A 10,459-nucleotide genomic window follows, 5' to 3' on the forward strand; every position below is an offset into this window, starting at 1 on the left:
CTCGTACCGGGCGCCCATCGCCGGCCAGTCGCCGCCGCGCAGCGCGGTCCACCCGCCGCCCGCCGCGGCCAGCACGCCGCCGAGCAGGCAGAGCGCCGGCCACTGCCGGCTCACCACGCCGTCGAGGTCGGTGACCAGCCCGTACCCGCCGCCGGCCGCCACGGCCAGACCGAGCGCGCCGAGCAGCACGCCCAGCAGCCGCCGCGGCCGGCCGCGAGTGGCCAGCACCGCTCCCCCGCCAGCCAGCGTGACCAGGGCCAGCGCCGGCAGCCACGGCAACAGGGCGGCACCGCTGCGGGCGTCGCGCACCGGCGGCAGCGGCGCCGGGCGCACGGTCAGTTCGACCGACCAGGTCCGGGTGGACGCCCAGAGCGCGAGGCCCGCGCCGGCGAGGCAGAGCAGCACGGCGTACGTCAGCTGACGCCGGCCCGCCGCGGACCGTTCGTGGGGTTGCGTCGGGCCGGTCATCGGGCGGGCCGCAACGTCTCGGCGGCCGCGATCGCGGCCAGCACGGCGGCGGCCTTGTTGCGGGTCTCCTGGTCCTCGGCGGCCGGGTCCGAGTCGGCGACCACCCCCGCGCCGGCCTGCACGTAGGCACGCCCGTCGCGGATCAGGGCGGTCCGGATGGCGATCGCCATGTCCAGGTCGCCGCCGAAGCCGAAGTAGCCGACCGTGCCGCCGTAGAGGCCACGGCGTACCGGCTCCAGCTCCTCGATGATCTCCATGGCCCGCACCTTCGGCGCACCGGAGAGTGTGCCGGCCGGGAACGTCGCGGCGAGCGCGTCGAACGCGCTGCGATCGTCACGCAGCGTGCCGGTCACGGTGGAGACGATGTGCATGACGTGGCTGTACCGCTCGATGGTGGCGAACTCGGGCACCTCCACGCTGCCCGGCTGGCAGACCCGGCCGAGGTCGTTGCGGCCCAGGTCGACCAGCATCACGTGCTCGGCCCGTTCCTTCGGGTCGGCGAGCAGTTCGGCGGCGAGCCCGGCGTCGGCGGCCGGCGTACCACCGCGCGGGCGGGTGCCGGCGATCGGGTGCAGCAGGGCCCGACGCCGCCCGTCCGTACCGCCGGTGACCTTCAGGTGCGCCTCCGGCGACGAACCGACGATGTCAAACCCGTCGAAGCGCAGCAGGTACATGTACGGGCTGGGGTTGCTGGTGCGCAGCACCCGGTAGACGTCCAACGGGTCGGCGTGCGTCGGCCGCTCGAAGCGCTGGGAGAGCACGATCTGGAAGCACTCGCCGGCCCGGATCGCCTCCTTGGCCGCCTCCACCGCCTTCGGGTAGCCCCCGTCGGGGGTGCGGCAGAGCACCTCACCGGTCGGCGGGCGCTCGACGGTGGAGATCATCGGCGGGATGGGCCGGGACAGCGCGGTCGTCATCGCGTCCAGCCGGCCCACCGCGTGGTGGTACGCGGCGGTGACCTCCGCGGCGCGGTCCGGGGCGTCCAGCGGCGGCAGCACCGCGTTGGCGACCAGGAGGGCCGATCCGTCGTAGTGGTCGAGCACCACCAGGTCGGTGGCGAGCATCATGCCCAGCTCCGGCACGCCCAGGTCGTCCTCGGTCAGCTCGGGCAGCCGCTCGAAGCGGCGGACCAGGTCGTAGCCGAGATAACCGACCATGCCCCCGGTCAGCGGCGGCAGCCCGCTCGACGGGTCCCCGGTCGGGCCGGCCAGCGCCGCGACGGTCTCGCGCAGCACCCGCACCGGGTCGCCGTCGGTGGGCAGCCCGGCCGGCGGTTGGCCGAGCCAGGTCGCCACGCCGTCCCGTTCGACCAGCGAGGCGCTGCTGCGTACCCCGATGAAGGAATACCGCGACCAGGCCATGCCGGCCGAGCCGACGCCCTGCTCGGCGGATTCGAGCAGGAACGTGCCGGGCCCGCCGGCCAGCTTGCGGTAGACGCCGACCGGGGTCTCCGCGTCGGCCAGCAGCCGCCGGGTGACCGGCACGACCCGCCACTGGGCGGCCAGCTCGGTGAAGGTGGCCAGCTCGGGGCTCACCGCGCCGTCGGTCATGGCTGGGCCTGCCTCTCGTTCGCGACTGCCGGGCTCCGCCGCGCCGCGCTGCTCGCGCTCACCGTGCCTCCGGACCGGTGACCGGCAGCTCGGTGAAGAAGCACGTCCGGTGACCGGTGTGGCAGGCGGCGCCGACCTGGTCCACGCTGACCAGCAGCGCGTCCCCGTCGCAGTCCAGCGCGACCGAGCGGACGTACTGGTGGTGCCCGGAGGTGGCGCCCTTGACCCAGTACTCGCGCCGGCTGCGCGACCAGTAGGTGGCCCGCCCGGTGGTGAGGGTGCGGTGCAGCGCCTCGTCGTCCATCCACGCGACCATCAGCACCTCGCCGGTGTCGTGCGCGCGGACCACGGCGGCGACCAGGCCGTCGGCGGTGCGGCGCAGGCGGGCCGCGATGGCCGGGTCGAGCTGGGACGGGCGGGCCGGAACGGACACCGTCGGGCCGGTCGGATCGCTGGGGACGCCGGTCACCGGCGCGTCAGGTACGGGCACAGTGACCCATTGTCCCGCACGCGGCGCGGGTACCGGCGACGGCTCCCGCCGGGGCGGCGGCGGATCACTGGCGGGCCGGGCCAGCTGAGCGACGTAGCGGTCCAGCCGGCCGTCGACCAGGGCGTCGGCCAGGTCGCTGCCGGCGGCTTCGGCGATCTCCTCGGCGTACGGGCGGATCAGCGGCAGCGTTCCGGCGACCAGCCGCACGGCGGCGGCCCAGAGCTGCCCGGTGGAGCTCGGGCGCAGCCCGAGGCAGAGCAGCATGTCCTGCCGGTAGCGGGGCGGGGCGACGGGCAGCTCCAGGGCCGCCGCGAAGGCCGCCCGGCGGGAGAACACCCGTACCGACGGGTTGGCCGGGCGCAGCACCGAGGGGCAGAGCCGGGCCAGATCGGCCACGGCGAGCCGGATCCCGAGGTGATCGCCGGCGGCGCGGGCGGCGGCGGCCTTACCCAGCGTGGCGATCAGCTCCTCCAGCCGGGGCGGTTCGGCGGGCTGGCAGAGCACCGGCAGGTCGATGCGGCGCCGCCAGTGCGGGTCGGCCCAGAGCAGCCGCGCCGGTGCGGTGACCGGCAGCCCGAAGGCCCAGTCGGCTGGCTCGCCGAGGCGGTCCACCCAGGAGCGGACGTCCCGGGCGGCCACCGAGACGTGGGTGAGCCGGCCGGCGGACTCGGTCAGGTACGCACGGCGGGCCTCGTACGGGGCGCCGCCGACCAGCACGTCGAGGTCAACGTCGCTGTGCGCGGTGGCGGCCCGTCGGGCGTGACTTCCGCGCAGCAGGATGCCGACGACGGGTCGCTCGGCCGCCTGCCGCAACCGCGCGGCCCAGTCCTCAAGAAACCCGCTGTCCGGTAACGGAGCGTGACCCACGGCGCCATCGTGCCGTACGCCCCATCGGTACGCAATGCCCGTTGGCGGACCTGGTGTCCGGTCCGGAGGCTACTGCCCGTTGTCGCGTCTTGTGCGGCGATCGGCCAGTGTCGACCATTGCGCCGGTGCACGTATCTCATCTAGCGTTGAGTTCAACAGCTGATGAGTTTCGCCGGAGGTGCGGAATGAACGACGCGATCGTGGTCCGCGATCTGCTCGTGGACCGGGGCGGGCGGCGGGTGCTGGACGGCATCAGCTGCACGGTCCCGCGGGGTGCCGTGACCGGGCTGCTCGGCCCGAGCGGCAGCGGCAAGACGACGTTCATGCGTGCGGTCGTCGGGGTGCAGGTGGTCACCGGAGGGACGGTCACCGTGCTGGGCGAGCCGGCCGGCTCGCCCGCGCTGCGGCGCCAGGTGGGCTACCTCACCCAGGCGCCGAGCGTCTACGCCGACCTGACCGTGCGGGAGAACGCCCGGTACTTCGCGGCCCTGCACGGGCGGGGCCGCGCCGAGGCCGACCAGGCGATCAGCGATGTCGGGCTGGCCCGGGCGGCCGGCCAGCTGGTCGGCACCCTCTCCGGCGGGCAGCGCAGCCGGGCGTCTCTGGCCTGCGCCCTCGTCGGTGAGCCGGAGCTGGTCATCCTCGACGAGCCGACCGTCGGTCAGGACCCGGTGCTGCGGGCCGATCTGTGGGCCCGGTTCCACGCGATGGCCGCCGCCGGCACCACGCTCCTGGTGTCCAGTCACGTGATGGACGAGGCGGCCCGCTGCGACCGGCTGCTGCTGATCCGGGAGGGACGGCTGATCGCCGACGACAGCCCGGCCGCGATCCGCGCCGCTGCCGGCGTGGACGACCTCGACGAGGCGTTCCTGCGGTTGATCCGGGCCGGCGAGCCGGGCCCCGCGACGGCCGGACGGGAGGCGTCGTGAGCGCGAGGAACGAACCCGACCGGCGAGCCCCGCGGTCGCGAACCGGAGGCATGTCATGAACCCGCGGATCCTGGCGGCCACCACGGGCCGCATCCTGCGCCAGCTCCGCCACGACCGGCGCACCATCGCCCTGCTCGTGGTGGTGCCGTCCGCCCTGCTCACCCTGGTCTACTTCATGTACGCCGACCAGCCGACCCCGCCCGGCCAGCCGTCGGCGTTCGACCGGATCGCGCTGGTGATGCTCGGCATCTTCCCGTTCGTGATCATGTTCCTGGTGACCAGCATCGCCATGCTCCGCGAGCGCACCTCGGGCACCCTGGAGCGGCTGCTCACCACCCCGCTGGGCAAGCTCGATCTGCTCTTCGGCTACGGCATCGCGTTCGGGCTGGCCGCCGCCGTGCAGGCCGCGGTCGCCGCCGGTGTGGCGTACTGGATCTTCGATCTGGACACCGCCGGCAGCAGCGGGCTGGTGATCGGAATCGCCGTGATCGACGCGGTGCTCGGCGTCGCCCTCGGGCTGTTCTGCAGCGCTTTCGCCCGCACCGAGTTCCAGGCAGTACAGTTCCTGCCGGTCGTGGTGGTCCCCCAGCTGCTGCTCTGCGGGCTGTTCGTGGCCCGCGACCAGATGGCCGGCTGGCTCCAGGCGCTCAGCGACGCCTTCCCCCTGTCGTACGCCATCGAGGCGTTGCAGGAGGTCGGCGCCAACGCCGAGCCGACCGGCACGATGTGGCGGGACGTGGTGGTGGTGCTCGGCGCGGTGGTGCTGGCACTGGTGCTCGCGGCGGCCACCCTGCGCCGGCGGAGCGGCTGACCGGCGGGCGGACGAAGGGCGGCGATGGCGCGGCGGACGGGCCGGCGACCCGGCAACCAGGGCACCCGGGAGGCGATCCTCGACGCGGCGCGGGCGGCGTTCGCCGAGCGTGGTTTCGACGCCGCGTCGATCCGCGCCATCGCCGGCACCGCCGGGGTGGACCCGGCGCTGGTGCACCACTACTTCGGCAGCAAGGACCAGCTCTTCCTGGCCGCGATGAACTTTCCCGTCGACCCGGGTGAGGTGGTGCCGAGGGTGCTCGCGGGTGGCCAGGACGGCATCGGCGAGCGGCTGGTCCGCACCTTCCTCGGCGTCTGGGACTCGCCGGTCGGCGGCGCCGGGGTGGCGCTGCTGCGCTCCGCGGTGAGCAACGAGTGGACGGCGCGGTTGCTGCGCGAGTTCATCACCACGCAGGTGCTGCGCCGGGTGCTCGACCAGCTCGAGGTCGACCCGGTCGAGCTGCCGCTGCGCGGTTCGCTGGTCGCCACCCAGCTGATCGGGTTGGGCATGGTGCGCCACGTGATCCGACTGGAGCCGGTGGCGTCCGCCGACCCGGAGACGCTGGTCGCGGCCATCGGACCGACCGTGCAGCGGTACCTGACCGGCTCGCTGTCGACGTAGCGCGCGCAGCACCGACCGGCGAAGCCGGCGAGCGGTCAGCCCGGCGGGAGGGCCTCGGCACGGCGGCGCAGCGGCGGCAGCAGCCGGAGCAGATCGTCCGGGTCGGCCACCGGGCACGGGAAGGCGAGCCGGACCCGCCGCCGGGCGCCGGGGCGACCGAGAGCGACCACCAGCCCGTAGCGGTCGACGCGTACCACCCGGGGCGGTCCGTCCGGCGTCTGCTCGGTCAACCCGAGCTGCCGGCGCAGGTACTCGGTCACCTGGCCGGCGTCGCGCTCCGTGAGGTCGGCCAGCAGCCGCGCCTCGACCGGGTGCACCGGGTCCGGCTCGGCCTCGGCGTACTCCCCCGGGTCGATCCGGTGCACGACGCCGGCGCGCTCCCAACGGACCTCGACCACCTCGAAGCGGAACAGCTGGAACCGGACGCCCAGGTCGAGCAGGTCGCCGGTCGGCTCCACCGCGGCGAAGTCGACGGCCGCGCGACGGGCGTCGGCGCCGTGCAGCTCGGCGGCCCAGCCGGACACCCAGGCCCGTCCCAGCCCCGGGGCGCCGGCCGCGGGTGGCAGGTCGAGCACGTCGAGCACCACCGCGACGTCGGTGCCCCCGGCGGCCGGCCGCAGCGCGGCGGCCAGGTGGCTGGCCACCGGGACGAGCAGCAGCACCCGGCCGTCCGGGTCGGTCACGTGCCGGGCGTGGTGCGGGCCCGGCCGGTGGGCCAGGTGGACGAGACCGGGCAGCCGGCCAGCGACGAGGGTACGAACGATCTCGGCGGGGCTGGGCCGCATGACGCGACCTCCTTAGAGGTTAGGCTTACCTAACCCGGAGCGTAGAGCACCCGGCCGACGGCGTCCAGCCATCCCCGCGCAGGTGGACACCGGTTCGTTACCGGGTCTGCTCCAGCCAGGAGGCGTAGAGCAGGCCGTAGGTCGAATCGGGGTCGCGGACCAGCTCGTCGTGCGGACCACGCTGCACGATCCGCCCCTTGTCCACCACGATCACCTCGTCGGCGGCCTGCGCCGTGGAGAGCCGGTGCGCGATGGCCAGGGTGGTGCGACCTCGGGTGACCGCGTCCAGGGTGCGTTGCAGGCGCACCTCGGTCGCCGGGTCCACCGCGCTGGTCGCCTCGTCCAGCACCAGCAGGTCCGGGTCGGCCACGTACGCCCGGGCCAGCGCGACCAGCTGCCGCTCCCCGACGCTGAGCGCCTCCCCGCGCTCGCCGACCGGCGTGTCCAGGCCGGCCGGCAGGCCGTCCAGCCAGTCCGCCAGGCCCAGCTCGGTGAAGGCGACACCGAGCTGCTCGTCGGTCAGCTCCGGCCGGGCGAACCGGACGTTGTCCCCCACCGTCGCGTCGAAGAGGAACCCGTCCTGCGGCACCATCACCACACGGGAGCGCAGCGAGTCGAACCGGACCTCCGACAGCGGCACCCCGGACAGCAGCACGGCGCCCCCCGACGGATCCATCAACCGGGTGAGCAGCTTCGCGAAGGTGGTCTTGCCGCTGCCGGTCTCCCCGACCACCGCCACCCGGCTCTTCGCCGGGATCTCCAGATCGATGTCCTGCAGCACCGGCGGCCCACCGGGATAGGCGAACCGCACCCCGGAAAACCGGATGTCCAACGGCCCGCCCGGCAGCTCCCGCCCCTGCTCCCCCGGGTCGGCCACGTCCGGGGCGACGTCCAGCACGTCGAGCACCCGCCGCCAGCCCGCGATCGCGTTCTGCGCCTCGTTGAGCACCTCGGTGGCGATCTGCACCGGCTGGATGAAGAGCGTCACCAGGAAGAGGAACGCGGTCAACTGGCCGATCGACAGCGTGCCGTCCACCCCCAGCGTCACCCCGAGCACCACCACGCCGGCCAGCGCCAGCCCGGCGGCGAGCTCGCCGACCGAGCTGCCCACGATGCTGATCCGGATCGCCCGCTGCTGCGCCTGGCGCTGACTGTCGATGGCGTCGTCCAGCCGCCGCGCCGTGCGTCCCGCGATGCCGTACGCCCGGATCACCGGCGCGCCCACCACGCTCTCGCCGATCGCGCCGAGCAGCGTTCCGGTGCGCTGCCGCACCGTCGCGTACGCCACGCCGAGGCGGCGTTGCAGCTGCCGGATGATGAACACCGCCGGCAGGAACGCCACCAGCACCACCAGGGTCAACTGCCAGGAGTACGCCAGCATGACGATCGTGGTGACCACCAGCTGGCCGAGGTTGACCAGCAGGATCACCCCACCCCACTGGAGGAACTGGGTGATCTGGTCGACGTCGCTGGTCACCCGGGAGACCAGCGAGCCGCGCCGCTCCGACTGCTGGTGCAGCATCGACAGGTCGTGCACGTGCCGGAACGCCCGCGTCCGCACGTTGGCCAGCGCCGTCTCGCTGACGGTGAACAACCGGCGCATCATCAGGTAGCCGCAGATCGTGGTGACCGTGAGGATCGCGGCGGTGATCGCCACCACCGACCAGACCACGTCCAGGTTCAGACCACCGACGATGCCGCGGTCGATACCCTGCTGCACGGCGACCGGCACGGCCACCCGGCCCACCATGTAGACCAGGGCCAGGGCCAGGGTGCCCGCCAGCCCGGTCCGCAGCTCCGGCGAGAGCGACAGCCCCCGGCGCAGGGTCTGCCAGGTCGTCTCCGCCCGCTCGTCCCGCTCGTCCGTCTTGACGCTCACCGGGCCGGCCTTTCGTTCGCGACTGCGGGGCTCCGCTGCGCTGCACTCCTCGCGCTCACCGGTCCACCTCGATCTCCAGGCCCGAGGGCAGCGGCGCGACCTCGTCCTCGTACGGACGCTCCTGCGCGCGGTCGACCTCCGCCTGCTCGTAGGCGGTCACCAGGTCGACGTACCCGGGCACGGTGGCCAGCAGCTCGGTGTGCGTGCCCCGAGCGATCACCCGCCCCTGCTCCACGTAGATGACCTCGTCGGCCAGTGCGATGGTGGCCCGGCGGTACGCCACCACCAGGATCGACGCGGCCGGCACCCCCGGTGCGCCCGCCGACGAGCGCAGACCGGCCAGGATGGCCGCCTCCACCCGGGGGTCCACCGCGCTAGTCGCGTCGTCGAGCACCAGCAGGCGCGGCCGGCCGGCCAGCGCGCGGGCCAGGGTGAGCCGCTGCCGCTGCCCGCCGGAGAGCGAGGTGCCCCGCTCGCCGACCATCGTGTCCAGGCCGTCGGGAAGCGCCGCGACGAACCCGTCCGCCTCGGCCAGCCGCAGCGCCGCCCAGACGTCCTCGTCGTCGATGCCCGGCCGGTCGAGGGCGATGTTGGCGCGGACCGTGTCGTCGAAGACGAACGGCACCTGGGCGACCAGGGCGACCGTGCCGGCCAGGGACGCGGCGGTCAGCTCGCGCATGTCCACCCCGTTCAGCGTGACGACGCCGGTGTCCGGGTCGACCAGGCGCACCGCCAGCGAGGCGATGGTGGATTTCCCGGCGCCGGTGGGCCCCACCAGGGCCACCGTCCGCCCGGCGGGCACCGTGAAGCCGACCTCGCCGAGCACCTGCGCGCCGGGCTGGTGCGCCTCGGCCGGCGGGTAGGAGAAGTGCACGTCGGTGAAGGTGAGGGTGGCCGGCCCCGGGGTGGCCGGGTCGAGCACCCGCTGCCCGTACGGCATCTCGCCGGTGGCGTCGAGCACCCGGCGGACCCGGTCCCAGCCGGCGACGCTGCGCGGCAGTTCGGCCAGCACCCAGCCGATGGCCCGCACCGGGAAGGCCAGCACGGTGAAGAGGAAGGCCACGCTGACCAGCTCGGTGACGCTGATCGCGCCCTGGCGCAGCCGGAACGCCCCGACGACCAGCACGGCCAGCGTGCCGAGGCTGGGCAGCGTCTCCAGCAGCGGATCGAAGACGCCGCGCAGCCGGCCGACCGCGATCAGCGCGTCGCGCAGCTCACCGGCCCGGCCGGCGAACCGGGCGGTCTCCTGGGCCTCCCGACCCATCGTCTTGACCACCAGGGCGCCGTCGAAGCTCTCGTGGGCGATGCCGCTGACCTCGGCGCGCAGCCGCTGCGCCCGGGCCTGGCGGGGTGCCATCCGGCGGGAGTAGACCACGTTGAGCGTGAACAGCGCGGGAAAGACCGCGAGGCCGACCAGGGCCAGCGCCCAGTCGGTGGCGAACAGCGAGACGATTGCGCCGACCAGCATCACCAGCGTGCCGACCGCGAAGGGCAGCGGCGCGATCGGGTACCAGGCCGCCTCGACGTCGGAGTTGGCGTTGGAGAGCAGGGTGCCGGTGGCGTTGCGGTGGTGCCAGGACAGCGGCAGGTCCAGGTAACGGCGGGTGACCCGGCGGCGGTAGGCCGCCTGGAGGCGGTACTGCATGTAGCCGGCGCCGAGCCGGCGGCCGAAGATGCCCACGACCCGCAGCACGCTGATGCCGAACAGGGCGGTCGCGGCCAGCACGAGGCTGCCGGTGGCCACCTCGCCCCGCGCGATGGCCGGCACCACCACGTCGCCGACGACCCCGCCGACCACGTACGCGCTGACGATGACCATCGAGCCGAACAGCACGCTGCCGACCACCGCCACCGTGAAGATCCGTGGCTGCTCCCGGATCGCCTGCCGGAGGACCCCCAGCCCCCGGCCGAGCACATCCCGACTTGTCCTGCTCGCCACGCTCTCCCCCGCCGTAAGCCACAAGTATCTCCCTCATCCTTACCGGTCCGGACCACCCCCGCCGACCCGGACCGCATATGTCGACCGTCACGTACTCCAGGGCGACGGGACGTGCCATGC

The 10,459-nt window shown here is 74.2% G+C and carries 9 protein-coding genes and 1 pseudogene; 3 read left to right on the top strand and 7 right to left on the bottom strand.

Annotated features, from left to right (window positions below; translation table 11 throughout):
- From EAD98_RS22405 to EAD98_RS31900, 4 genes and pseudogenes are all read right to left on the bottom strand, one after another.
- Positions 1-468 (bottom strand): Trp biosynthesis-associated membrane protein (locus EAD98_RS22405; RefSeq protein ID WP_121655992.1); only part of this gene is annotated, 468 nt, incomplete at its 3' end.
- Positions 465-2,018: an anthranilate synthase component I gene (locus EAD98_RS22410; RefSeq protein ID WP_121655985.1), complete on the bottom strand. Its 1,554-nt coding sequence runs from the start codon at positions 2,016-2,018 to the stop codon at positions 465-467. The genes EAD98_RS22405 and EAD98_RS22410, both read right to left, overlap by 4 nt.
- Positions 2,019-2,076: 58 nt before the next feature.
- Positions 2,077-2,508: a phosphoribosyl-AMP cyclohydrolase gene (hisI, locus tag EAD98_RS31645; RefSeq protein WP_121655993.1), complete on the bottom strand. Its 432-nt coding sequence runs from the start codon at positions 2,506-2,508 to the stop codon at positions 2,077-2,079.
- Positions 2,509-2,688: 180 nt separating this feature from the next.
- Positions 2,689-3,375: pseudogene (locus EAD98_RS31900) on the bottom strand (phosphoribosyl-AMP cyclohydrolase); the annotation flags it as partial.
- A gap of 185 nt (positions 3,376-3,560) precedes the next feature.
- Between EAD98_RS31900 and EAD98_RS22420 the strand changes: the two are divergent.
- The 3 genes from EAD98_RS22420 to EAD98_RS22430 are packed head-to-tail and all read left to right on the top strand — an operon-like array spanning position 3,561 to position 5,736.
- Positions 3,561-4,304 carry an ABC transporter ATP-binding protein gene (locus tag EAD98_RS22420; protein ID WP_121655986.1) on the top strand — a complete coding sequence of 248 codons (744 nt, stop codon included), beginning with the start codon at positions 3,561-3,563 and terminating at the stop codon, positions 4,302-4,304.
- 55 nt (positions 4,305-4,359) lie between these two features.
- Positions 4,360-5,115, top strand: coding sequence for an ABC transporter permease (locus EAD98_RS22425; protein ID WP_121655987.1), 756 nt, complete (start codon positions 4,360-4,362; stop codon positions 5,113-5,115).
- Between the two features lie 24 nt (positions 5,116-5,139).
- Positions 5,140-5,736 (top strand): TetR family transcriptional regulator, encoded by a 597-nt coding sequence (locus tag EAD98_RS22430; protein ID WP_121655988.1) that lies wholly within the window; start codon positions 5,140-5,142, stop codon positions 5,734-5,736.
- Between the two features lie 35 nt (positions 5,737-5,771).
- Here the strand turns inward: EAD98_RS22430 and EAD98_RS22435 are convergent, their stop codons facing one another.
- From EAD98_RS22435 to EAD98_RS22445, 3 genes are all read right to left on the bottom strand, one after another.
- Positions 5,772-6,521, bottom strand: a complete 750-nt coding sequence (locus EAD98_RS22435) for a DUF2470 domain-containing protein (protein ID WP_121655989.1) — start codon at positions 6,519-6,521, stop codon at positions 5,772-5,774.
- Positions 6,522-6,618: 97 nt separating this feature from the next.
- On the bottom strand, positions 6,619-8,400 hold the full coding sequence (locus EAD98_RS22440; RefSeq protein ID WP_121655990.1) for an ABC transporter ATP-binding protein: 1,782 nt from the start codon (positions 8,398-8,400) through the stop codon (positions 6,619-6,621).
- 55 nt (positions 8,401-8,455) lie between these two features.
- The gene (locus EAD98_RS22445; protein WP_121655991.1) at positions 8,456-10,339 is read right to left on the bottom strand and encodes an ABC transporter ATP-binding protein; all 1,884 of its coding nucleotides are present in this window, start codon (positions 10,337-10,339) and stop codon (positions 8,456-8,458) included.
- Positions 10,340-10,459 lie beyond the last annotated feature (120 nt).

Source organism: Micromonospora sp. CV4, from assembly GCF_003667455.1.
Classification (GTDB): domain Bacteria; phylum Actinomycetota; class Actinomycetes; order Mycobacteriales; family Micromonosporaceae; genus Micromonospora.

Excerpts from the sequence above, each read along its gene's own strand:
- EAD98_RS22410 (WP_121655985.1), bottom strand. The coding sequence starts at position 2,018 with ATGACCGACGGCGCGGTGAGCCCCGAGCTGGCCACCTTCACCGAGCTG.
- EAD98_RS22420 (WP_121655986.1), top strand. The coding sequence starts at position 3,561 with ATGAACGACGCGATCGTGGTCCGCGATCTGCTCGTGGACCGGGGCGGG.
- EAD98_RS22425 (WP_121655987.1), top strand. The coding sequence starts at position 4,360 with ATGAACCCGCGGATCCTGGCGGCCACCACGGGCCGCATCCTGCGCCAG.
- EAD98_RS22430 (WP_121655988.1), top strand. The coding sequence starts at position 5,140 with ATGGCGCGGCGGACGGGCCGGCGACCCGGCAACCAGGGCACCCGGGAG.
- EAD98_RS22435 (WP_121655989.1), bottom strand. The coding sequence starts at position 6,521 with ATGCGGCCCAGCCCCGCCGAGATCGTTCGTACCCTCGTCGCTGGCCGG.